This is a genomic window from Rugamonas brunnea (assembly GCF_014042345.1).
Taxonomy (GTDB): Bacteria; Pseudomonadota; Gammaproteobacteria; order Burkholderiales; family Burkholderiaceae_D; genus Rugamonas; species Rugamonas brunnea.
This window is the reverse complement of record NZ_JACEZT010000005.1, coordinates 221,920-244,538: the sequence shown is the minus strand read 5'-3', so window position 1 is coordinate 244,538 and position 22,619 is coordinate 221,920. Positions and strand designations below refer to the sequence as shown.

24 protein-coding genes are annotated in these 22,619 nt (G+C 66.0%); 8 read left to right on the top strand and 16 right to left on the bottom strand.

What is annotated here, in order from left to right:
- Positions 1-12: 12 nt before the first annotated feature.
- The 6 genes from queF to H3H37_RS10160 all read left to right on the top strand — a co-directional run bounded on the left by queF (position 13) and on the right by H3H37_RS10160 (position 6,152).
- The gene (queF, locus tag H3H37_RS10185; RefSeq protein WP_182161990.1) at positions 13-855 is read left to right on the top strand and encodes an NADPH-dependent 7-cyano-7-deazaguanine reductase QueF; all 843 of its coding nucleotides are present in this window, start codon (positions 13-15) and stop codon (positions 853-855) included.
- A gap of 436 nt (positions 856-1,291) precedes the next feature.
- Positions 1,292-1,774 (top strand): PTS sugar transporter subunit IIA, encoded by a 483-nt coding sequence (locus H3H37_RS10180; RefSeq protein WP_182161988.1) that lies wholly within the window; start codon positions 1,292-1,294, stop codon positions 1,772-1,774.
- Positions 1,775-1,840: 66 nt separating this feature from the next.
- Entirely contained in the window at positions 1,841-2,776 is a 936-nt protein-coding gene (gene hprK, locus H3H37_RS10175) for an HPr(Ser) kinase/phosphatase (RefSeq protein WP_182161986.1), read from the top strand.
- A gap of 23 nt (positions 2,777-2,799) precedes the next feature.
- Entirely contained in the window at positions 2,800-3,663 is an 864-nt protein-coding gene (gene rapZ, locus H3H37_RS10170; protein ID WP_182162157.1) for an RNase adapter RapZ, read from the top strand.
- Positions 3,664-3,783: 120 nt separating this feature from the next.
- Positions 3,784-4,962: a DJ-1/PfpI family protein gene (locus H3H37_RS10165; RefSeq protein WP_229218761.1), complete on the top strand. Its 1,179-nt coding sequence runs from the start codon at positions 3,784-3,786 to the stop codon at positions 4,960-4,962.
- A 62-nt stretch (positions 4,963-5,024) separates the two neighbouring features.
- On the top strand, positions 5,025-6,152 hold the full coding sequence (locus H3H37_RS10160) for a GlxA family transcriptional regulator (protein WP_182161984.1): 1,128 nt from the start codon (positions 5,025-5,027) through the stop codon (positions 6,150-6,152).
- Here H3H37_RS10160 and H3H37_RS10155 read toward each other — a convergent pair.
- From H3H37_RS10155 to H3H37_RS10140, 4 genes are all read right to left on the bottom strand, one after another.
- Entirely contained in the window at positions 6,103-7,188 is a 1,086-nt protein-coding gene (locus H3H37_RS10155) for an enoyl-CoA hydratase/isomerase family protein (RefSeq protein ID WP_182161982.1), read from the bottom strand. The two genes, H3H37_RS10160 and H3H37_RS10155, sit on opposite strands and share 50 nt — an antisense overlap.
- Before the next feature lie 123 nt (positions 7,189-7,311).
- Positions 7,312-7,722 carry a DUF6691 family protein gene (locus H3H37_RS10150; protein ID WP_182161980.1) on the bottom strand — a complete coding sequence of 137 codons (411 nt, stop codon included), beginning with the start codon at positions 7,720-7,722 and terminating at the stop codon, positions 7,312-7,314.
- A gap of 10 nt (positions 7,723-7,732) precedes the next feature.
- Positions 7,733-8,164, bottom strand: coding sequence for a YeeE/YedE family protein (locus tag H3H37_RS10145; protein WP_182161978.1), 432 nt, complete (start codon positions 8,162-8,164; stop codon positions 7,733-7,735).
- Positions 8,161-8,490, bottom strand: a complete 330-nt coding sequence (locus tag H3H37_RS10140; RefSeq protein WP_182161976.1) for an ArsR/SmtB family transcription factor — start codon at positions 8,488-8,490, stop codon at positions 8,161-8,163. Before H3H37_RS10140 ends, H3H37_RS10145 begins: the two co-directional genes overlap by 4 nt.
- A gap of 141 nt (positions 8,491-8,631) precedes the next feature.
- On the opposite strand from H3H37_RS10140, the gene H3H37_RS10135 reads away from it, so the two are divergent.
- Positions 8,632-9,627, top strand: coding sequence for a threo-3-hydroxy-L-aspartate ammonia-lyase (locus H3H37_RS10135; protein WP_182161974.1), 996 nt, complete (start codon positions 8,632-8,634; stop codon positions 9,625-9,627).
- A gap of 103 nt (positions 9,628-9,730) precedes the next feature.
- On the opposite strand, the gene hpf is transcribed toward H3H37_RS10135, so the two are convergent.
- The 7 genes from hpf to H3H37_RS10100 all read right to left on the bottom strand — a co-directional run bounded on the left by hpf (position 9,731) and on the right by H3H37_RS10100 (position 15,163).
- Positions 9,731-10,087, bottom strand: a complete 357-nt coding sequence (hpf, locus tag H3H37_RS10130) for a ribosome hibernation-promoting factor, HPF/YfiA family (RefSeq protein ID WP_182161972.1) — start codon at positions 10,085-10,087, stop codon at positions 9,731-9,733.
- Between the two features lie 74 nt (positions 10,088-10,161).
- Complete coding sequence (locus tag H3H37_RS10125) at positions 10,162-11,637, bottom strand: RNA polymerase factor sigma-54 (protein WP_182161970.1); 1,476 nt, start codon at positions 11,635-11,637, stop codon at positions 10,162-10,164.
- A gap of 17 nt (positions 11,638-11,654) precedes the next feature.
- Positions 11,655-12,410, bottom strand: coding sequence for an LPS export ABC transporter ATP-binding protein (gene lptB, locus H3H37_RS10120; RefSeq protein WP_182161968.1), 756 nt, complete (start codon positions 12,408-12,410; stop codon positions 11,655-11,657).
- Between the two features lie 2 nt (positions 12,411-12,412).
- On the bottom strand, positions 12,413-12,988 hold the full coding sequence (lptA, locus tag H3H37_RS10115; RefSeq protein WP_182161966.1) for a lipopolysaccharide transport periplasmic protein LptA: 576 nt from the start codon (positions 12,986-12,988) through the stop codon (positions 12,413-12,415).
- A gap of 25 nt (positions 12,989-13,013) precedes the next feature.
- The gene (gene lptC / locus H3H37_RS10110; RefSeq protein ID WP_182161964.1) at positions 13,014-13,607 is read right to left on the bottom strand and encodes an LPS export ABC transporter periplasmic protein LptC; all 594 of its coding nucleotides are present in this window, start codon (positions 13,605-13,607) and stop codon (positions 13,014-13,016) included.
- 9 nt (positions 13,608-13,616) lie between these two features.
- A complete protein-coding gene (locus H3H37_RS10105) occupies positions 13,617-14,156 on the bottom strand; it encodes a KdsC family phosphatase (RefSeq protein WP_182161962.1) in 540 nt (179 codons plus the stop codon).
- Positions 14,156-15,163, bottom strand: coding sequence for a KpsF/GutQ family sugar-phosphate isomerase (locus H3H37_RS10100; protein WP_182161960.1), 1,008 nt, complete (start codon positions 15,161-15,163; stop codon positions 14,156-14,158). Before H3H37_RS10100 ends, H3H37_RS10105 begins: the two co-directional genes overlap by 1 nt.
- A gap of 119 nt (positions 15,164-15,282) precedes the next feature.
- On the opposite strand from H3H37_RS10100, the gene H3H37_RS10095 reads away from it, so the two are divergent.
- A complete protein-coding gene (locus H3H37_RS10095; protein WP_182161959.1) occupies positions 15,283-17,262 on the top strand; it encodes a monovalent cation:proton antiporter family protein in 1,980 nt (659 codons plus the stop codon).
- Positions 17,263-17,332: 70 nt separating this feature from the next.
- Here the strand turns inward: H3H37_RS10095 and H3H37_RS10090 are convergent, their stop codons facing one another.
- The 5 genes from H3H37_RS10090 to H3H37_RS10070 form a co-directional block, all read right to left on the bottom strand.
- Complete coding sequence (locus H3H37_RS10090; RefSeq protein WP_182161958.1) at positions 17,333-17,803, bottom strand: RES family NAD+ phosphorylase; 471 nt, start codon at positions 17,801-17,803, stop codon at positions 17,333-17,335.
- Entirely contained in the window at positions 17,800-18,312 is a 513-nt protein-coding gene (locus H3H37_RS25785) for an Xre family toxin-antitoxin system antitoxin (RefSeq protein WP_229218760.1), read from the bottom strand. Before H3H37_RS25785 ends, H3H37_RS10090 begins: the two co-directional genes overlap by 4 nt.
- A gap of 121 nt (positions 18,313-18,433) precedes the next feature.
- The gene (locus H3H37_RS10080) at positions 18,434-19,603 is read right to left on the bottom strand and encodes a GGDEF domain-containing protein (protein ID WP_182161957.1); all 1,170 of its coding nucleotides are present in this window, start codon (positions 19,601-19,603) and stop codon (positions 18,434-18,436) included.
- 130 nt (positions 19,604-19,733) lie between these two features.
- Positions 19,734-20,588 carry an MOSC domain-containing protein gene (locus H3H37_RS10075; RefSeq protein WP_182161956.1) on the bottom strand — a complete coding sequence of 285 codons (855 nt, stop codon included), beginning with the start codon at positions 20,586-20,588 and terminating at the stop codon, positions 19,734-19,736.
- Between the two features lie 174 nt (positions 20,589-20,762).
- Positions 20,763-22,454 carry an NYN domain-containing protein gene (locus H3H37_RS10070; protein WP_182161955.1) on the bottom strand — a complete coding sequence of 564 codons (1,692 nt, stop codon included), beginning with the start codon at positions 22,452-22,454 and terminating at the stop codon, positions 20,763-20,765.
- Between the last annotated feature and the right edge of the window lie 165 nt (positions 22,455-22,619).

Below are 22,619 nucleotides of genomic sequence, written 5' to 3'. Positions count from 1 at the left end.
TTCCTCACCGCCATGACCAATACCGCCGACCTCGCCGACCTGTCGCCGCTGGGCAAAACCTCGGCCTACCGCACCGACTACGCGCCCGAACTGCTGTTCCCCATCCCGCGCCAGGGCAAGCGCGACGAGCTGGGCTTGCACGGCACGCTGCCGTTCTTTGGGGTCGACATCTGGAACGCCTATGAATTGTCGTGGCTGAACCAGCGCGGCAAGCCACAGGTGGCCATCGCCCGCTTCACGGTGCCGGCCGATTCGCCCAACATCATCGAATCGAAGTCGTTCAAGCTGTACCTGAACTCGTTCAACCAGACCCGCCTCGACAGCCCGGAAGCGCTGAAAGCCTTGCTGCAAAAGGATTTGTCGGCTGGCTTCGGCGCCAACGTGCACGTGGTGCTGACCCTGCCCGACGCCTTCTCCACCATCGCCATGGGCGAACTGGAAGGCACGCTGCTGGACCGGCTGGATGTGGAGATCGACAACTACCGCCCGGCGCCCGAACTGCTCAAGGCCAACCACGACGAGTTGCCGGTCGAGGAAACGCTGGTGTCGCACCTGCTCAAGTCCAACTGCCTGGTGACGGGGCAGCCGGACTGGGCCAGCGTGCAGATCCACTACTGCGGCCCGCAGATCGACCAGGAAAGCCTGCTCAAATACCTGATCGGCTTCCGCGACCACAACGAATTCCACGAACAGTGCGTGGAACGGATCTTCACCGACATCCTGCGCCAGTGCGCGCCCCAGCAACTGGCCGTGTACGCGCGCTACACGCGGCGCGGCGGGCTGGACATCAACCCCTGGCGCAGCAACTTCAGCAGCGCCCAGCGCCCGCCCAACCTGCGCGGCGCGCGCCAGTAACGAGGCAATGCGGAGGCAATGCGCGCCAGGCGCCAGCAATTTGCGCTGGCGCAAAGGCGCGCGCGCCTGCCGTGGCGCGGCGCGCACGCATCCGGCGAAAGTAATGGAATTTTCAATCAGACAATAAAACTTCGGCGTATGATAGGAACACGGACCGCATCGTGTTTGATCTGGCGCAGTTGCAGTGAAAGCAGGAAAAAATCGGAAAACCGGGCCATATCCTGGCGAATCAGCGGCTTTTTCCGGAATTATTGAGCGGAAATGGCGTCTGCAAGATGCAGTGTATTTTTTACAACAGCAAGACCTGCCCCGCGCGCCTCGTGGCGGACGCTCCGGGACGGCCAGCGCAAGCGAATTCATGTTACAAGGTGGTGAAACCAGCCTATAATTCTGCTCGCAAGCCACCCTTGTGCGTTGCACCATATCTTGTCGTGTTATGAACAACCTCAGCAAAATACTTTCTCTTGAAAACGTCCTGCTCGACCTGGAAGTGTCGAGCAAGAAGCGCGCTTTTGAACAAGCCGGCCTGATCTTCGAGAACAACTGCGGCATCGCCCGCTCGACCGTCTCCGACAATCTGTTCGCGCGCGAACGCCTGGGTTCCACCGGACTCGGGCATGGCGTGGCCGTGCCGCACGGGCGCATCAAGGGAATGAAGAGCCTGAAGTCGCCGCTGGCGGCCTTCGTGCGCCTGGTTGAGCCGATTCCGTTCGAATCGCCCGACGGCAAGCCCGTCAACCTGCTGTTCTTCCTGCTCATTCCCGACCACGTGACCCAGCAACACCTGGAGATCCTGTCCGAGATCGCGGAAATGTTCTCCGACGACGCCTTCCGCGCCGCGCTGACGACGGACCCCGACCCGAAATCGGTGCACTCGCGCATCATCAACTGGGTGCCCAGCCTGCAAGCGGCGAGCTGATCCCATAGGGCGGCGGGCCGCCATGCTAAACTACGGCCTGCCTATCACTCCTTGCAAAGAGCGCCCATGCTGCAAACCCCGCTGACGATACAAAGGCTGTACGACGACAATCGCGAAAGTTTGCAGCTCGGCTGGTTCGCCGGCTTCCCCGGCGGCGAGCGCCTGATCTCCGGCGACGTGGCCTCGGCCGCCGACCAGGTGGGCCACCTGAACACCATCCACCCCGGCCGTATCCAGGTGTTCGGCCACCAGGAAATCAATTACTACCAGCGCCTCAAGTCGCTCACCCGCACCCATGTGATCGGTGAGCTGATCGCGGGCGGCCCGCCGGCGCTGATCATCGCCCAGGGCCTGGAAACGCCACCCGACATCCTGTCCATCTGCGACGAGAAGAACATTCCACTGTTCTCGACCCCGCTGCCGGCCGCGCAGGTGATCGACTTCCTGCGCGTCTACCTGTCCAAGAAACTGGCCCAGCGCATCATCATGCACGGCGTGTTCATGGACGTGCTGGGCGTGGGCGTACTGATCACGGGCGACTCGGGCCTGGGCAAGAGTGAGCTGGGCCTCGAACTGATCTCGCGCAGCCACGGCCTGGTGGCCGACGACGCGGTGGAGTTCTCGCGCATCGCGCCCAACATGATCGAAGGCCGCTGCCCGGCCCTGCTGCAAAACCTGCTGGAAGTGCGCGGCCTGGGCCTGCTCGACATCAAGGCCATCTTCGGCGAGACAGCCGTGCGGCGCAAGATGCGCCTCAAGCTGATCGTCCACCTCGTGCGCCGCAGCGCGCTGGAGGAGGAAGTGGAGCGGCTGCCGTTCCAGTTCCCCACGGAAGACGTGCTGGGCCTGCCGATCCGCAAGGTCGTCATCCCCGTGGCGGCCGGCCGCAACATCGCCGTGCTGCTGGAGGCCGCCGTGCGCAACACCATTTTGCAACTGCGCGGCATCGACACGCTGCAGGAGTTCATGGAGCGGCAGCGTCAGGCCATGAGCGGCGATTGAAACCTTCCGCTATCATCTCCCCCATGCGCATCGTCCTCATCACCGGCATCTCCGGCTCAGGCAAATCCGTGGCCCTCAACGTGCTTGAGGACACCGGCTACTATTGCGTGGACAATTTGCCGCCGGCCCTGCTGTCCAGCCTGGTCCAGACCTTGCAGGACGAAGGCACGGAGGCGCTGGCCGTCTCCGTCGACGCGCGCAGCGCCGAATCGCTGGCCACGTTGCCGGGCGACGTCAAGCAGCTGCGCACGGCCGGCCACGACGTCAAGGTCATGTTCCTGACCGCGAACACGCACTCGCTGGTGGCGCGCTTTTCAGAAACGCGGCGCAGCCATCCGCTGTCGCACGAAATGCGCCCCGGCCAGAATCCAGCCTCGCGCCGCACGCTGATCGAATGCATCACCGAGGAGCGCGAACGGCTGTCGGCCATCGAACAACTGGGCCACGTGATCGACACCTCCGAGATGAGCGCCAACAAGCTGCGCACCTGGATCAAGGACCTGGTGGCGATCGAGCGTGCGCCGCTGACGCTGTTCTTCGAATCGTTCGCGTTCAAGGTCGGCGTGCCGCTGGACGCCGATTTCGTGTTCGACGTGCGCGCCCTGCCCAACCCCTACTACGACCTCGCGCTGCGCCCGCTGACGGGCCGCGACGCGCCCGTGATCGCCTTCCTCGACGCCCAGCCCAGCGCGGCCGAGCTGCTCAAGGACATCCGCGACTTCATCGAAAAATGGCTGCCCTCGTTCAAGACGGACAACCGCAGCTACCTGACCGTGGCGCTCGGCTGCACGGGCGGCCAGCACCGCTCCGTCTACATGGCCGAACGGCTGGCCGCCTACTTCCACCCCACCGAGCGCGTGGTCCTGCGCCACCGCGAGCAGTCATAACAAACCGTCGTAACTTCCTGCCACCGGTTGGCAGGATTTGACTGGTTTTTGTCTTTTTTGCAGCACCCGCCTGCCCGATACTGGCGCTCATCACGCCCACCCTGAGCCCGGAGTATCGACATGCGCATCACCCCACACACCCTCGCCTGCGCCGCCCTGTGCGCCGGCGCCCTCCTGCTGTCCGGCTGCGCCAGCGGCCCCACCGCCATCGACGCCAACACCATGGACGCCAGCGCCAGCGACCACCACGCCAACTTGCGCGACGGCGCCGTCCCCGCCTACCACGCCCGTCCCGGCCATGCCAGACCGCTGGTCGCCGTGGTCGGCGACAACGCCAGCACGGAACTGAGCGACTATGTGGTCCCCTACGGAATACTGATGCGTTCCGGCGTGGCCGACGTGATGGCGCTGTCCACGGCGGAAGGTCCGATCAGCACCACCACCGACATGGGCAAACCGGGCTTCCGCATCGAGCCCGAAGCCACCATCGCCCGCTTCGACGCGCGCTTTCCGGAGGGCGCCGATTACGTAATCGTTCCAGCCAGCCGCAACGCGCCGGCACTGCGCGCCTGGATCGCACAGCAAGCCAACAAGGGCGCCACCATCGTCAGCATCTGCAACGGCGCCCAGATCGTGGCGAAGAGCGGCGTGATGGACGGCCGCCTGGCGACCGCGCACTGGGCCTCGGAACAGGAGCGCATGGAGCAGCAGCCGGCGATACGCTGGGTCAGGAACGCGCGCTACGTGGCCGACCGCAACTGGGTATCGAGCGCCGGCGTGAGCGCCGCCATCCCCACCGCGATCGCGCTGGTGGAGGCGATCGCGGGCCGCGAACGGGCGGCCGCGCTGGCGGGCGAACTGGCCATCGCCGACTGGAGCGCCCGCCACGACAGCGACGCCTTCCAGCCCCGCTTCGGCCACAACCTGACGGCGCTGGCCACCACCGTCTACACCAACGGCTGGTTCCACCACGACGACGCGCTGGGCATCCGCGCGGCCGCCGGCGTGGACGAAGTGGTGCTGGCCCTCACCGTGGACGCCTGGTCGAGCACGGGCCGCAGCCATGCCTATCTGCTGGCCGACAGCGTGGCGCCGCTGCGCACCAAACATGGCCTGCGCGTGATCCCCGACCGCAGCATGGGCGAATCGGAAGGACTGGATGAAGTGCTGGAGCTATCCGCCAGCACACCGCCCGGCAAGGCCGTGGACCAGGCGCTGGACGGCATCGCCAGCCGCTACGGCCGCGCCAATGCGTATGGCGTGGCGCTGCTGCTCGAATACCCCGGTTATCGCGATTGAATGGCGGCGCCAACTCTGGGATGATGGCGCCATCGCCCATCACGGAACCCCGCGCGCCCGCCATGCCAGCCCAAGCCACCTGCCGCGTCGCCATCCTCGCCCACGAGCACATGAACCTGCTCGACCTGACCGGCCCCGTGCAGGCGCTGGCCACGGCCAGCCGCCGCTGTTCCGGCAACGGCCCGCCGCTGTACGACATCACGGTCGCGTCGGCCGGGGGCGGCCTGGTGACCACCAGTTCCGGCCTGCAGGTGATGACGGCGCCCCTGTCGGCGCTGGACGGCGTGGCGATCGACACCATCATCGCGCCGGGCGGCTGCCAGGGCCAGGAATACTATTCGCCGCCAGCGCTGATCGCGTGGGTACGCGCACGCGCGCCCACGGTACGGCGCCTGTGCTCCGTGTGCACTGGCGCCTTCCTGCTGGCCGCCGCCGGCCAACTGGACGGGCGGCGCGTGACGACGCACTGGGAATGGGTGGAGCGCCTGGCCGCGCTGCATCCGGCCGTGCGGATCGACGCCGACCGTATCTACATCCAGGATGGATCGCTGTGGACTTCGGCCGGCGTCACGGCCGGCATCGACCTGACGCTGGCCCTGATCGAGGAAGACTACGGCCACAAGGTGGCGATGGAAACGGCGCGCCAGCTGGTGGTGTTCATGAAGCGCGCGGGCGGCCAATCGCAGTTCAGCACCCCGCTGGCGGCGCAGGCGCAGGAAGGCGATCTGTTCGGCGAGCTGCACGCATGGATGGCCGATAACCTGAGCGCCGACCTGCGGGTGGAACGATTGGCCGAGCGGGCCGGCATGGCGCCGCGCACCTTCGCCCGCAGCTACGCGGCGAAGTTGGGACGCACCCCGGCCACGACGGTGGCGGCGATGCGCATCGAAGCGGCCTGCCGGCTGCTGGAGGAAACCGACCAGCCGCTGAAACGGATCGCCGCCGCCACTGGCCATCGCGATGAACAGAACCTGCGCCGCGTGTTCCTGCGGCGACTGGAACTGAGCCCCAGCCAGTATCGCCAGCGCCACGCCGCGCAGGCGGCACGCGACGGTGCCGGTGCTGGTGCTGGTGCAGGTGCACATACGGGCGTGGGTGCGGTTGCGGGTGCCGGTGTTGGCGTTAGCGTTGGCGCCGGCGTCAGCGCAAATGACGCAGCGGGTGTGCGTAGTCCGGCCACACAGGCGTAAAGAAGCGCGCCACCATCTCCGGCGTCACGTCGGCCAGCGCGGCCGGCTTCCACTGGGGCGCGTTGTCCTTGTCGATCACCAGCGCGCGCACGCCTTCGATTACTTCGCCATCCTCGAAATTGTGGCGCACCAGCGTGCGCTCCATGCGCAGGCAGTCGGCCACGTCCAGCGCCGCGCCGCGTTTGAGCAGCTCGTGGGTGACGCACATCATCAATGGCGAACGGGTCTGCATGGCCGCCAGCGCCTTCTGCGCGAATGGGTCGGCGCCCTGCGCCAGCGAGGCCATGATGGCGGCCACGGTGGGCGCGGCGAAGTGGCGGTCGATCAGCGCGCGCTGCGTTTGCAGCACGGCCTCGCCCGCATCGGCGCGGAACGGCGCCGCGAAGGCCGCGATGGCCTCGCGCAGCTGCGCGCCCGGCGTAGCTTCGATCAAGGCCGCCAGCGCCGCCATCTGCGCCGCCGGCACGAAGTGGTCGGCCAGGTTCACGTACAACGCGTCGGCGGCGCCGATAGTGAGGCCGGTCAGGCCCAGGTAGTTACCCAGTTGGCCCGGTGCGCGCGACAGGAAATAGCTGCCGCCCACGTCCGGGAACAGGCCGATGTTCACTTCCGGCATGGCCATTTTCGTGCGCTCGGTGACGATGCGCACGCGGCAATCGGGGCCGCCCTGGGACACGCCCATGCCGCCGCCCATCACCACGCCGTCCATCAGCGCGATGTAGGGTTTGGGGTAGTAGTGGATCAGGTGGTTGAGCGCGTATTCCTCGGTGAAGAAGTCCTCCAGCAGCGCGCTGCCGCCCTGCGGGCTGCCACGGCCCACGTCGTAGAAGAAGCGGATGTCGCCGCCTGCGCAAAAGGCTTTCTCGCTGGTGCTGCGGATGACCACCGCATCCACGCCCGCATCGTCGCGCCATGCCAGCAGCGCTGCCGTCAGGTCGCGCACCATGGCCAGCGACAGGGAGTTAAGCGCCTTGGGGCGGTCGAGGGTGATGAAGCCGGTACGGTTGCTGACGCTGGTCTGGACAAATTCGCTCATGGCTGGAATGCAGAGAATGATCGGACTTGTATTCTAAACGGCTTCCGGCATGGCGCGCCGGGCAAAACGGCTGCCGTGCCGCGCCGCGCCGGGCTGGCCGGCGCGGCCCCGTACAGCGCCTGCTTAACGCCGCTCCAGCAATTCGAACACGCCCATGCCGGCCACCATGGCGCCCACGAACAACAGGGCCTTGCCGCCGCCCGTGGTGAGCGAAGCCAGCGCGGGACCGGGGCAGAAGCCGGCCAGGCCCCAGCCGGCGCCGAACAGCAGCGCACCCAGTACGAGGCGGCGGTCGATCACCTTGGTGCCGGGCAGGCTCATGGCCACGCCCAGCAGCGTTTTCGGATGGGTGCCGGCGTAGCGGAAAGCCAGCATGCCGACGCCGATTGCGCCCGCCATCACGAGGGCCAGCGAGGGGTCCCAGCTGCCGCCCAGGTCGAGAAAGCCGAGCACCTTGGCCGGGTTGCTCATGCCGGACACGATCAGGCCGATGCCGAAGATCAGGCCGGACAACAATGCGATTGCGATGGTCATACTGTTCTCCTTAACCGAACACGTGGCGCGCGAAATAGACGGTGATGAACCCGGCCGCCATGAAGGCGCCGGTGGCCACCATCGAGCGCGGCGACAGGCGCGACAGGCCGCACACACCGTGGCCGCTGGTGCAACCGGAGCCGTAGCGGGTACCGAAGCCCACCAGCAAACCGGCCGCGATCAGGGTGCCGCTGCCGGCGTCGATCTGCACAGCGGGCAGGCCCGCCACCAGGCCATAGGCCAGCGGCGCGGCCACCAGCCCGCCCACGAACGCGACGCGCCAGCCGATGTCGCCCGCGCGCGGGCGCAGCAGCCCGCCCGCGATGCCGGCGATGCCGGCGATGCGGCCGTTAAACAGCAGCAGCAAGGCCGCCGACAGACCGATCAGGGCGCCGCCGATCAGCGCGCCCCACGGGGTGAATTCATTCCAGGCGATAGTCATTCGTTGGCTCCTTGGCCGTCATTGCAAAACTGCTGGTACAGCACCTGCAGCACCGCCAGCGCCGCCGGGCTGGCTATCCGGTAAAAAATCTGCTTGCCTTCGCGCCGCGTGCTCACCAGTTCCTCCTGGCGCAGCACCGTCAGCTGCTGCGACAGCGTGGGCTGGCGTATGCCCGTCAACTCCTCCAGCATGCCGACGCTGTATTCGCCCTGCGTCATCTGGCACAGCAGCAGCAGCCGGTCCGGGTTGGCCAGCGCCTTGAGCAGGCCGCTGGCCTGGCCGGCCTTGGCCCGTAAATGATCGATATCGATGGTCGCATCGTCCATGCGTCCTCCCTTGCGATTGGTTACAGCGAACATTATACCTAAATATATATTATGTGCGCATAAGATTTCAAGGGGGCGTTTGGACAGGCCCGGCGAATGCTGGCACACTGCCAGCTTGTCAAAACCATCAAGGATTCCCCCATGACGCAATCGACCCTCGCCGTGCAGTTCGCCGATATCGCGGCGGCCGCGCAACGGCTGGCCGGCGTGGCCCACCCTACCCCGGTGCTGACCTCGCGCCAGGCCGACGAACGCAGCGGCGCGCAGCTGTTCTTCAAGTGCGAGAATTTCCAGCGCGTGGGCGCGTTCAAGTTCCGTGGCGCCTACAACGCCATCAGCTGCCTGAGCGAGGAGCAGAAGCGACGCGGCGTGGTCGCCTTCTCGTCTGGCAACCACGCGCAAGGCATGGCGCTGGCCGCGCGCATGCTGGGCGTGCGCGCCACCATCGTCATGCCGACCGACGCGCCGGCCATGAAGCTGGCCGCCACGCGCGAATACGGCGCCGAGATCATCCTGTACGACCGCAAGAAGGAAGACCGCGAAGTGATCGCCGCCCGCCTGGGCCAGGAGCGCGGCCTGGCCGTGATTCCCGCCTACGACCACCCGCACGTGATCGCCGGCCAGGGCACGGCCGCCAAGGAATTGTTCGACAGCGTGGGCGAACTCGATTACCTGTTCGTGAGCACGGGCGGCGGCGGCCTGCTGTCCGGCAGCGCGCTGTCGGCGGCGGCGCTGTCGCCGCGCTGCGCCGTGATCGGCGTGGAGCCCGAGGCCGGCAACGACGCCCAGCGCTCGCTGCGCAGCGGCCAGATCGTCCACATCGACGTGCCCGACACCATCGCCGACGGCGCCCAGACCCAGCACATCGGCAAGCTGGTGCTGCCCATCCTGCAGGCCCACGTGCGCGACATCGTCACCGTGTCCGACGACCAGTTGCGGTCCCAGATCCGCTTCTTCGCCGAGCGCATGAAGATCGTGGTGGAAGGCGCGGGCGCGCTGGCGGCGGCGGCCGCCATGAACAACGTGGTCGACATCCGCGGCAAGAAGGTAGGTGTGATCGTCAGCGGCGGCAACATCGACATGGCGCTGTTCGCGGAGTGCATGGCGCGCAGCGCACCGGCGATACAAGCCACGTAATACGGTTTATATCGTTTATATTATTTAACCGTATCTCTTCACTGACAAGGGGCGCAAAAAAGGGCGCCAGATGCGCCCTTTGTTTGATATACCGGGGACCGTCTTATGCGGTGGCGGCGGGTTCGAAGGTGTCCGGCAGATGCTTGATGGCATCGTGGCCGTGTTCCTGAACTTTGGATTTGTATTTCATGACCTGGCGATCGAGCTTGTCGATCAGGGTGTCGATGGCGGCGTACAGGTCTTGCGACAGGCTCTCCACATACACGGTCTTGCCGGACATGCGCAAATTGATCTCGGCCTTCTGGCGCTTCTCTTTCTCGGTGAGGTTATCTACGGTCAGGATGACAGCAATATCAATCACTTGATCGAAGTGGCGTTTGATGCGCTCCAGCTTGTTCTGCACGTATTCGCGGATCGCTGGGGTCACTTCGAGATGATGTCCACTGATGGTGAGATTCATACACACTCCTAAAGATGATGTCGCTTACGGTTAGTGCCGCGCCCATTGGCGCCGGGCGCGCAGGAACCAGATAACTACAAAGACTTGCGGAGACTGACTGGCGGGATTTTCAACGCTTCGCGATATTTGGCAACAGTTCGTCGCGCAATCACCATGCCTTGTTCTCCCAGCATGTCCGCAATCTTACTGTCGGATAAAGGATTTTTAGGGTCTTCTGCTCCTGTCAATTGCACGATCAGTGCCCGTATCGCCGTCGAGGAGGCTTCTCCCCCCGCTTCCGTGGCGACATGGCTACCGAAGAAATATTTCAACTCAAACATGCCATGCGGGGTCAGCATATATTTCTGAGTTGTTACCCGAGAAATAGTGCTCTCGTGTAGTCCCAGTGTATCAGCAATTTCGCGCAACACAAGGGGCCTCATGGCGACGGCGCCATGCGAGAAGAAATTCTTTTGCCGCTCCACGATCGCTTCGGCCACGCGCAGGATGGTGTCGAAGCGCTGGCGCATATTCTTGATCAGCCATTTCGCCTCCTGCAGCTGCGCGCCCATGGCGCCCTCGCCTTTGCCCTGCTTGAGCAGGTTGGCGTACATGGCGTTCACGCGCAGGCGCGGCATCACGTCGTTGTTCAGGCTCACCTGCCAGCCGTTGCGGGCCTTCTTCACGATCACGTCCGGCACCACGTAGTCCGACACGTCCGACGCGAACGCGGCGCCCGGATGGGGATTGCACTGGCGGATCACGGCCTGGGCTTCGCGCAAGTCCTCGTCGTCGCACTGCAGCGCCTTCTTCAACTTGTTGAAGTCGCGCTGGGCGAACCAGGCCAGGTGCTGCTCGACGATGGTCAGCGCCATGCGCCGCGTCACCAGCGGCACGTGCGGCATGCGCTTGATCTGCAGCGCCAGGCATTCGGACGCGTTGCGCGCGCCCACGCCCACGGGGTCGAAACTTTGCAGCAGCGTCAGGGCCGTGTGCAATTCCTCGGGCTCGATCTCCAGCTCCTCGGGCAGGCGCGCCAGGATCTCCTCCAGCGGCTCCTCCAGGTAGCCGTTCTCGTCGAGCGCGTCGATGATGATCTCGACCAGCGCCCGGTCGCGCTTCTCGAGCACCGTCACCCGCATCTGCTCCATCAGGTGCTCGCGCAGCGTGCGGTGGTTCGCTTCGAGCTGGGGCCGGGCATCCTCGTCGTCGGGGGTCTTGCCGCGGCCGGCGTCGCCCCAGTCCATCTCGCCCTCGGGCGCGGCCTCGCCTTCGCCGCCCTCGTAGGGTTCGGCCTCGGCCGGCGCGGGGGCGTCCTGCTGCTGGCCGGGCGGGCCTTCGGCCGGCGCCTCGGCCGGCGCGCTGGACTGGCTGATGGCGCCGTCGGCCAGCAGCCGCACCGAATGGTCGAGCGGATCGTCGAGCCGTTCCAGCAGCGGGTTATCGGTCAGCAGCTGTTCCAGTTCCTGGTGCAACTCCAGGGTGGACAATTGCAGCAAACGGATCGACTGCTGCAGCTGCGGCGTGAGCGCGAGGTGCTGCGAGGTGCGCAGTTGCAATGACTGTTTCATGGCTTTACTTACATACCTTACATACGGAAGTGTTCGCCCAGATACACGCGACGCACCGATTCGTTGGCGATGATGTCGTCCGGCCGGCCTGATGCCAGCACCGTGCCCTGGTTGATGATATACGCGCGGTCGCAGATGCCCAGCGTCTCGCGCACATTGTGATCGGTGATCAGGACGCCAATGCCGCGTTCCTTGAGGAAGCGCACGATGCGCTGGATCTCAATCACGGCGATCGGGTCGACCCCGGCGAAGGGTTCATCGAGCAGCACGAAGCGGGGGTTGGTGGCCAGTGCGCGCGCGATCTCGACCCGGCGCCGCTCGCCCCCGGACAGGGACAGCGCCGGATTCTCGCGCAGTTTCTCGATTTGCAGGTCGGCCAGCAGGGTATTGAGCCGTTCATCAATTTGCGCCTTGGATAAAGGCTTGCCGTTCACTTGCTGGATCTCCAGCACGGCGCGGATATTCTCTTCCACCGTCAGCTTGCGGAACACGGACGCTTCCTGCGGCAGGTAGGACAGGCCCATCACGGCCCGCCGGTGGATCGGCAGACTGGAAATGTCGACGCCGGAAATGTCGATCGTGCCCGCGTCCGACGGCACCAGGCCGACGATCATGTAGAACGAAGTGGTCTTGCCGGCGCCGTTGGGCCCCAGCAAGCCCACCACTTCGCCGCACTCGACCTGCAGCGACACGTCGTGCACCACCTGGCGCTTGCCGTAGCTCTTTTGCAGACCGCGCACGATCAGGGTGCTGCCGCAGCGTTGTGTCTCCATCGTCATTTCCCCGCCGGCGGCACGGACGCGGCCGGAGCCAGGTTCTTGTTGGACGGCTGGATCACCATGGTGCCGCGGCCGGCGCCCGGCTTGCTCTCGCCGGTGGCCGTGTTCTTGACCGAGAAGAATTCCTTGCGGCTGTCGTAGGAGATGAACTCGCCGCGCACCTCGTCGCTGGGCTTGCCCGCCTCCAGGCGCCGGATCTGGGCGTTGGAGAACAGCTTGACCAGCTCCGTCTTGCCGTCATATTCGATGCGGTCGGCCTGGCCTTCGACCCACTGGTCGCCCTCGCCGTCGCGCTTCTGGCGGAACGTGGCGGGGGTGCCGGGGGTGCTGGTCATGGTCACGTACTGGTAGCCTTCCGGGTCTTCCTTCATGACGGCCTTGGGCGACTTCATCTGCAGCGTGCCGCGCGTGAGGATCACGTTGCCGATGGCGGTCTTGGTCTGCTTGACGTCGTCCACTTCGAGCTGGTCGAACTTGATTTCGGTCGGCTTGCTGGAGTCCGCTTTTTCAGCGTGGGCCAGGCCGGCCGCCGCCGCCCACAGCAGGGCGGCCGACAGGATAAATTTGTTCATTGCGAGTCCGTTTTCTGCGTTCTGTTCAATGCGCCGCGCGCGGCGGCAGGTGGATCTGGCCGCGGCCGCCCAGCTGGATCTGGCGGGTGGCGTTGTCGGCCTTCATGCCGGTGCCGCTGGCGCTGGCCGCGCCCAGTTGCATGGTGACCGGCTGGTCCGTTTCCATTTTCTCGTCGTCCGGGTACAGGGTCAGCGCGGACGTGTTCATTTGCATGGCCTGGCTGGTGGCCGTGGCCGGACGGTCGATGCGCACATCGCCGCTGAGCTTGACGCGGCTGTTGTCCTGGTCCACGCGCGCCTGCTGGGCGCGCACGTTCATCGGCGGCTGGTCGCCCGACAGGCTGTGCACGGTGGGGTGCTCCACGTCGGACGAATCGTCGGCCGGGTGGTGGGTCAGCTTGTCGCCGGCGATGATGTAGCTGGGCTGGCCCGCCTGGTTCAGGCGCACGAAGCTGAAACGCTCGATGATGTAATCGGGCTCATTGCGGTGGCTGTCCTCCTCGGCCTGGCGGCCGGCCTGGTTGACCACCTGCACCAGCCAGAACGTGCCGAGCGCGAACGCCACCCCGAACAGCATGATCAGGGACAGGCGCCAGCGGTATGCCGTTTTCTTGTGCATATCGGGACCTCAGACCAGGAACTGCGCCATGATCTTGTCGTAGTTGCCCTGCGCGCGCAGCAGGAATTCGCACACTTCGCGCACGGCGCCACGGCCGCCCGACGCTTCCGTCACATGGTGGGCGCGGCCGATCACGTCGGCGCGGCCATTGGGCACGGCCACCGCGAAACCGACCCGGGTCAGGATGGGCAGGTCGACCACGTCGTCGCCGATGAAGCCCACCTGGTCGGCCGTCAGTCCGGTCTTTTCCAGCAGCGCGTTGAACGGCGTGAGCTTGTCGTGCCCGCCCTGGTGCAGGAAGGCGATGCCCAGGTCGGACGCGCGCTTGACCACTTGCGGCGACACGCGCGCGCTGATGATGGCCGTCTGCACGCCCGATTCCTGCAGCAGCTTGATGCCCAGGCCGTCGTGCACATTGAAGGTCTTGAGGGCCTCGCCGTCGGCGCCGTAGTGCAGGCTGCCGTCGGTGAGCACGCCGTCCACGTCGAAGATCATCAGCTTGACCTTGGCGGCGCGGGCCACGTTCTCCAGTTTGTAGGCTTCCTTCATCAGATCACCTTGGCGCGGGTCAGGTCGTGGATGTGCAGCGCGCCCACCAGCTTGCCCGCCTCGTCCACCACCAGCATCTGGTTGATGCGGAACTGCTCCATCACGGCCACCGCGTCCACCGCCAGCTTCTCGGCCGTGATGGTGCGCGGGTTGGCGTGCATCACGTCGCGGATCACGACCTGGGTGAAGTCCTGCACCTTCTCGATCATGCGGCGCAGGTCGCCGTCCGTGAACACGCCGATCGGGCGGCCGTCGGCGTCGACGATGGCCGTCATGCCCATGCCCTTCTGGGTGATTTCCAGCAGCGCGTCGGTCAGCTTGACGTCGGCCGTCACGTGCGGCACATCGGCGCCGCTGCGCATCACGTCGCGCACGTGGGTCAGCAAACGGCGGCCCAGCGCGCCGCCCGGATGCGAGCGGGCGAAATCCTCTTCCTTGAAGCCGCGCAGGTCCAGCAGGGCCACGGCCAGCGCGTCGCCCAGCGCCAGCGTGACGGTGGTGGACGCCGTGGGCGCCAGGTTCAGCGGGCACGCTTCCTTGGCCACGGACACGTCCAGGTGCACGTCAGCCAGTTGCGCCAGGCTGGAGTTGGGCTTGCCCGTCATCGAGATCAGGGCGCTGCCCATGCGCTTGACGACGGGCAGGATGGCCATCAGCTCCGAGCTTTCGCCCGAGTAGGAGATGGCGATGAAGGCGTCGTCGGCCGTCACCATGCCCAGGTCGCCGTGGGCGGCCTCGGCCGGATGGACGAACAGGGCCGGCGTGCCGGTCGAGGCCAGCGTGGCGGCGATCTTGCGCGCGATGTGGCCGGACTTGCCGATGCCGGACACCACGACGCGTCCTTTGCAGTTGAGCAGCAGCGACACGGCGCGGCCCACGCTGTCGTCCGTGGCCAGGCGCGCGTGCAGGGCGGCGATGGCGTCGCCTTCGATCTGCAGCGTCTCGCGGGCCAGTTCCAGCGCCCGGCTGGCGGTGGCCGGGTCAATTCGATCAAAAGCTTTCAGCATTGTTTTTTCATGGGTTACACTCATGCCGAAAGTATAGCCGAATTGGGTAAGCAAAAAACTTGCCAGTGGTAACAAAGGCTGACAAACAACGGAATCCCCTACCCATGATACGGAAATAAATGTTTTCATCCCTGGAACTGACTCTCTTGCTGCTGGGCGCGGCCGTGCTCGGCGTGGTCGCATTCCGGATGATGCACATGCCGCCCATGCTGGGCTACCTGGCCGTGGGCATCCTGATCGGCCCCCACGCCCTCGGCCTGGCCGAACAGAACGAGGCCAGCCAGACGCTGGCCGAGTTCGGCGTCGTGTTCCTGATGTTCTCGATCGGGCTGGAATTCTCCACCGCCAAGCTGATGGCCATGCGCAACATCGTGTTCGGGCTGGGCATGGCGCAGGTGGGACTGACCATCGCGCTGGCCATGGGCTTTGGCTGGGCCATCGGCCACGTGCTGCCGGCCAGCCTGCACCTGGGCTGGCAAGGCGCGCTGGCGCTGGGCGCGACCATGGCCATGTCGTCCACCGCCATCGTCTCCAAGATGCTGACCGAACGATTGGAACTGGAAAGCGCCCACGGCCGCAAGATCATCGGCATCCTGCTGTTCCAGGACCTGGCCGTGGTGCCGCTGCTGATCCTGATCCCCTCGCTGACCGAACAGCCAGACCGCCTGCTCGAAACGCTGGGCTGGGCCGGCGTGAAGGCCGTGGGCGTGCTGGTGCTGTTGCTGTTCCTGGGCCAGAAGCTGATGCGCGGCTGGTTCACCATCGTCGTCAAGCGCCGCTCGCAGGAACTGTTCATGCTCAATCTGCTGCTGGTGACGCTGGGCGCGGCCTGGATCACGGAGCGGGCCGGCCTGTCGCTGGCCTTGGGCGCGTTCGTGGCCGGCATGCTGATCTCGGAGACCGAATACAAGCACCAGGTCGAGGAGGACATCAAGCCGTTCCGCGACGTGCTGCTGGGCCTGTTCTTCATCACCATCGGCATGCTGCTCAACGTGCGCCTGGTGCTGGAGAACTGGTGGCTGGTGCTGCTGTTGCTGGTCGGACCCGTGCTGCTCAAGTTCGCGCTGATCGCGGGACTGGCCAAGGTGTACGGCGCCACCGACGGCGTGGCCCTGCGCACCGGCCTGGCGCTGGCGCAGGCCGGTGAATTCGGCTTCGTGCTGCTGAACCTGGCCGGGGAAAACCATCTGCTGGCGCCGGACGTGATGCAGGTGGTGCTGGCCTCGATGGTGCTGTCGATGCTGGCAGCGCCGTTCATCATCGCCAAGTCGGACCAGATCGTGATGAAGGTGTCGAGCAACGAATGGATGATGCAGTCGCTGGCGCTGACCAAGATCGCCAGCCGCACCATGTCTACCCAGAAGCACGTGATCCTGGCCGGCTTCGGCCGCAGCGGCCAGAGCCTGGCCACCCTGCTGGGCGAGGAAAAGATCGCCTACCACGCACTGGACCTGGACCCGGAGCGGGTGCAGGAAGCGCAGACGGCCGGCGCCCACGTGTCCTACGGTGACGCGGCCCGGCGCGAAAGCCTGGTGGCGGCCGGCATCTACCGCGCCAGCGCCGTCGTGATCACCTATGCCAGCACGCCGTCGGCGCTCAAGGTGCTGCACCTGGTCCATGAGCTGGCCCCCACCCTGCCCGTGATCGTGCGCTCGCACGACGATACCGACCTGGATCGCTTGAAGGCGGCCGGGGCGACGGAAGTGGTGCCGGAACTGATGGAGGGCAGCCTGATGCTGGCCTCGCACGCGCTGGTGATGCTGGGCGTGCCGTTGCGGCGCGTGGTGCACCGGGTGCAGACGGCGCGCGAGGAACGCTACGCCTCGCTGCGCGGCTACTTCCACGGCGCCAGCGACAGCAACGAGGAAGCGGACCTGGTGCGCCTGCATTCGGTCACGCTGGGCGAAGGCGCGGCCGCCATCGGCAAATCGCTCGGCGAGCTCCATCTTGAGGACACGGGCGCGGAAGTGGCCAGCATCCGGCGCGGCATGGGCCGGCTGGAAGTGGAACCGCAAACCATGCTGGCGCCCGACGACGTGGTGGTGGTGCGCGGCGCGGCGGACGCCGTCAGCCGGGCGGAGAACCGCTTGCTGCGCTGAGCTGCCCGGCAATGAAACTGCGCGCGGCGTTCACCTGCCACAGCGCATGCGGATCGCCGTTCGCTTGGCGTTAAAAAAACCTCGGATCATAAACCCATCGTTTCAGCACATGCGCCGCCATCGACGCAACGTCCGGATGATGGGGATTCACGAGGATGTTCATTTCATCGGGCACGATCACCGACGGCACCGCGAGCAACGCGGAGCGCTTGCTGGCGGCCCAGGCGTCGCCGGCAGCACGACTGACGCGCCCCGCCGGCACGGCATCCCAGCCTCCGGGCAAGGGATCGAGCGTCACACGCCGGTCCCAGATGGCTTGCGGTACGTCGATCCGCACCAGAAAACGGTTAAATGGCAACGCGCCGGCCCGCAGATAACTGAGCGTCTCCAACGCGGCCAGGGCGATGTTCTCGGCGCAGTAGAGCATGGCGGTGCCGGGGCTGTTCCAGCGCCCGCCGGAACGCTTCGCCCCGGCACCAGTCATATCGTCGGCCGAACAGGCGGGCGCTTCGACGGCGATCCGCCAGACCGGCACCGTCATGCGTATGCGCCCGACTGCGTCATCGCCAGCAGAGTGGCGACCAGCTTTTGGCCCTCCACCGTGTCCAGGTAACTGGCCGGCGGTAGTCCACCCAGCGCCGGCAACGGCTGATGGAGCCACTCGGCCACCCAATGCGCCGCGTCGAATCCTGCGGGATCGCCCGATTCTTGGACCATGGCCTGCACCTGGCCGATCAGCGCCTTGACCCCGAGCAGCCGTTCGGATTCGTCGGGCGAGAGCGCGCTGGCGGCGCGTTCCTTGCGGCTGAGCGTCGCGCGCGGGATGCCCAGCGATGCAATCAATACTTCCTTGACCACCCGCATGCTCTTGGCGAGCCGGCCGACATCCCGGGCCGGCACGCCACCGCGGATGAGCGCAATCCGCTCCTGAGGCGGCAAGTTGAAGACGTCGATGAACTCGGAGGTAGGGGCCGCGCCCGAGTGCGTGGGTGGCGCCGGCTGTGGCGGTGGTGGTGGCTGCACCGCCAATGATTTGCTGACCGAAGACATATGACTCCTTTGGCTCAATAGCACAGCTCAAATGAGACGAGACATATACCGGAATATACCCCTGATCGAACGGCCCCGCAATTTCAGGCGCGTGCCCGGATGGGATGGCGCAAACCGACGCCTAGGTCGGCAAGTAACGGATCACGCGGTTGCGCCCGCCCGCCTTGGCCTGGTACAGGGCGCCGTCCGCCCGCGAGAGCAGGTCGCGCGCCACCAGTTCCGGTTCGCCCACGGCCAGGTCCGGATCGAGGCAGGCCACGCCGATCGAGACGGTGACGGACAAACGCACTTCCTGCGTCAGGCTGATCAGGGTGCCAGCAATGCTGGCGCGGATGCGCTCGGCCACGAAGGCGGCGCTGTCGAGGTCCGCGTCGATCAGCAGCACCACGAACTCCTCGCCGCCGAAACGGGCCAGCGCGTCCGACAGGCGCAGCTCGTCCTTGATGCGGCCCGCCACTTCGCGCAGCACGTCGTCGCCGCCCTGGTGGCCGACGGTGTCGTTGACGCGCTTGAAATGGTCGATGTCGATGAACATCAGCGAGACCGGATAGCGCTGGCGCCGCGCGCGCGCGATCTCCTCCAGCAGGCGCCGGTCCAGGTAGCGCCGGTTGTAGACGCCCGTCAGCGAATCGGTCAGGCCGATGTACTTGAGCATCTCGTTGCTGATCACGTTTTCCAGGCAGATGGCGATGATGGACGCCATGTGCTCGATGAAGTCGGTACCCAGGCTGGGCGTGAAACGGGTCGGGTCCACGCTGCCCAGGTTGAGGCAGCCGATGATGCGCTTGTTGCGCATCAGCGGCACCAGCGCCACGCTTTGCAGGCCGGCCGGCGGGTTGGGGAACGGCAGCGCATGGCGCACGGGATCGTACATGCCCAGCAGCGGCTTGGGCGCCGGCGTGCTGGCGTTGCGCCGGCCCAGGTCGAAGCCCAGTTCATCGATCTGCTCGACGAAAATCAGGTTGGGGAAATCGGCAAACACCACGCCCAGCTTGCCCATCACGGTGCGGATGTCGGCGCCCTCGTCGACCAGGGTCAGCGTCACGCTTTCCAGTTCCGAGATCACGGGCAGGTTGCGGAAGATGGTGCCCACCAGCTCGGGGAAGGTGGCGGCGCCCACGATGTCGAGGTCGAACGCCTGGTGGCGGCACATGATCGAGTGGTTGCGCTCGGCCTGCTCCAGCAGATAGGCCATGCGCGCGCGCAACGCCTGGTTCTCCGCCGCCAGCTCGCCGGCCCGCGTGGCGGGATCAGCGTGGGACGGCATCGCGCCTGTGACAGTGTGCGTCATAACAACCAACCCTTACTCGATAGCGACTACGACCGGTGACCGTGCCGGATTGATACGGGAATTTATCATCCGGCAAGTCACAACATTACGCCAAGAAAGGATGGTTGGAAATGCCAAAAAGTAAATTCAATTACAAAAACGCCAATTCAACATCGACTTCCTGCCCCAGCCGGATACGCTGCCCGTCGCCGGCCACGACGATGGCGTTCATGCCGAAGCAGATGGCGCCATCGAGCTCCGGCTTGGCGCGGTAGCTGCGCAACAGGTCCACCGGGTCGGGGCCGATCTCGGCCGTATCCTGGTCCACGGACGGGATGGGGCAGCGCGAGCACGGCTTGACGGGCCGCAGTTCCGCCTCGCCCAGCCGGTAGGCGGCCGCGTAGTCTTCCTCGAACGCTTCCAGGCCGGCGATGACGAGGTTGGGCCGGAAGCGGTTCATGGGGACCGGTGCACGGCCGGCCGCCACCAGGCGCGCGTTGAGGTCGTCCAGCGAGGCGGCGCCCGCCACCAGCACCGGGTAGCCGTCCGAGAACAGCGTGGTGGCGGCCACGCCGTTGGTCCATTTTTCGCTGACCTTGCGCAGCGCGTCCGCGTGGAAGCGCACCAGCCGGCACGGCACGCCGATGGCGTTGCTGAACCAGGTGGCCGTGAGCTCGTCGCAGTCGTAGGCCAGCACGCTGTCGTCCCACACCTGCACGGTGCGCGCGACGGCGTCGTCGGGATGGGGCAGGCCCAGCGGGATCTCCAGCCGCAGCATGCCGGGCGCGCGCAGCTCCAGCGTTTCCCCCTTCAGGCGCGGCACGATCAGGGCCATGCGCGGATGCTCGCGCTGGGTCATGAAGCGCCCTTCCCCGTCGACCACCATCCATTCGCGGTCGTAGATGTGCTGGGTCATCAGACCCGCTTCGGTCAGCGTGGCTTCCTGCAGCGACAGGCCGGCGCAGGATTTGATCGGATAGAGGGTGATGGCGGTCAGCGTAGGCATACGGAACGTGGCGGCGGGGTGGGCGCCGTGGCAAGGTTGTCCAAAAGTGAAGTATGGCAGAAAGTGCGCAGGGTGTCAGACCGTGGGGCCTGACACCTTGACGCGTTACCTGACGTGATACCTGAACGTGGCCGCTGGACCACTGTGCTCCGCCGGGCGGCGGAGCAGGAAAGCTTACGCTTCGGACTTGGCGTCCTTGCGCGGACGACGGCCGCGCGGCTGGGGCTTACGGTCTGACTTGGCGGGCTTCGCTGCCTTGGCTGGCACCTCCGCATCGTGGCTGGCGGCCGATGGCGCCTCCGCTGCCGCTGCCGGTTCGGTGGACGGTGCAGCAGCCGGAGCAGCCTCCACCACGTCCGCCGCTTCAGCGGCTGGTTTCGCCTTGTCCTTGGTCGCAGCCTTCTTCTTGGCGGCGGCCTTGGTGGCGCGGGCGCCCTTGGCTGGCGGTTTGGCGGCTTTGGCTGGCTTGGCTGGTTCGGCGTCGCTGACTTGCGCCGCAGCGGCGTCCGGCTCCACCGCTTGGGCGGCTTCGGCGTCCACCGCCTGGCTGGCGTCGTGCGCCGGCGCCACATGCTCCGCCGACGCGGGCGACTGCGCCGCCACGGTGTCCACCGCGCTGGCCGCTGCCTTGCCGCCCTTGCGCTCGGCCTGCTTGCGGCCACCGCGCTTGCCACGGCCATGACGACCTTCCTGGCGCGGCTCGACCACTTCCGCGTCGATGATGTCGGCGTCGGCGACCACCTCGCCTTCATCGGCCGGGGCCAGCACTTCGACCAGTTCCACCACTTCGACCACATCCACCACCTCGAACGGTTCCGCGTCCAGCACTTCCGGTTCGGCATCCATCACCAGTTCCGAAGCGCTTTCGTCGGCGCGCTCGGCACGCTCGCCATGGCGGCCGGACTGGCCACGGCCACGGCCGCGACCACGGCGGCCATCCTGGCGGCCTTCGTGTCGGCCTTCCTGGCGCGGTGCTTCCACCGTTTCCGCAGGCGCGGCCGCTTCCGTTACGCCGGCACCGTCGGCCAGCCCGTGGCCATTGGCCGCGCCGCTGCTGCGGTACACATAGGCGCCCGATTTCTCATCGCGGCCGAACTCCAGCAGGCCACGCGCGCGCGCTTCCTCCAGCAGGTTGCCGAAGGTGCGGAAACCGTAGTACGACTCGCTGAAATCGGGCTTGCGGCGCTTGATCGCTTCCTTGAGCACGGAGGCCCAGATCTTGCCGCTGTCGCCGCGCTCGGACACCAGCGCGTCGAAGGTGCCAACCACGATTTCCATTGCCTGGTTGCGGCGCTTCTCCATCTCCTCGCGGCGGCGGGTTTCCTCCTCGGGCGTGCGCTTGACGGCAGGCTGCGCGTCGCGCGAATCACGCTTGGCGGCGCGGCGGCTTTCGCGCACCAGGTCATCGTAGAAGATGAATTCATCGCAGTTGGCCACCAGCAGGTCGGAGGTGGACTGCTTGACGCCCACGCCGATCACCTTCTTGGCGTTCTCGCGCAGCTTCGAAACGAGCGGCGAAAAATCGGAATCGCCCGAGATGATGACGAAGGTGTCCACGTGCGACTTGGTGTAGCACAGGTCGAGCGCGTCGACCACCATGCGGATGTCGGCCGAGTTCTTGCCGGACTGGCGCACGTGGGGGATCTCGATCAGCTCGAAGTTCGCCTCGTGCATGGGCGCCTTGAAGCCCTTGTAGCGGTCCCAGTCGCAGTAAGCCTTCTTGACGACGATGCTGCCCTTGAGCAGCAGGCGCTCCAGCACCGGCTTGATATCGAACTTGTCGTAATTGGCGTCGCGCACACCGAGCGCCACGTTTTCAAAATCGCAGAACAGCGCCATGCTGACGTTATCGTTGGGGGAAGCCATGTGGAATGTGTTTTTCTAGTGAGGAGAGTGAGGCTGGCGCAGCGGCGCGCCAAAGACAATGCGGCGATTATACCGAACTGGCCTGGCGGCGTTGGGGTATGCAGTCCATGGCCAGCAAAACAACGACCGGAAGTTGGGAATTGCATTTAAACCACAGCTCGGATA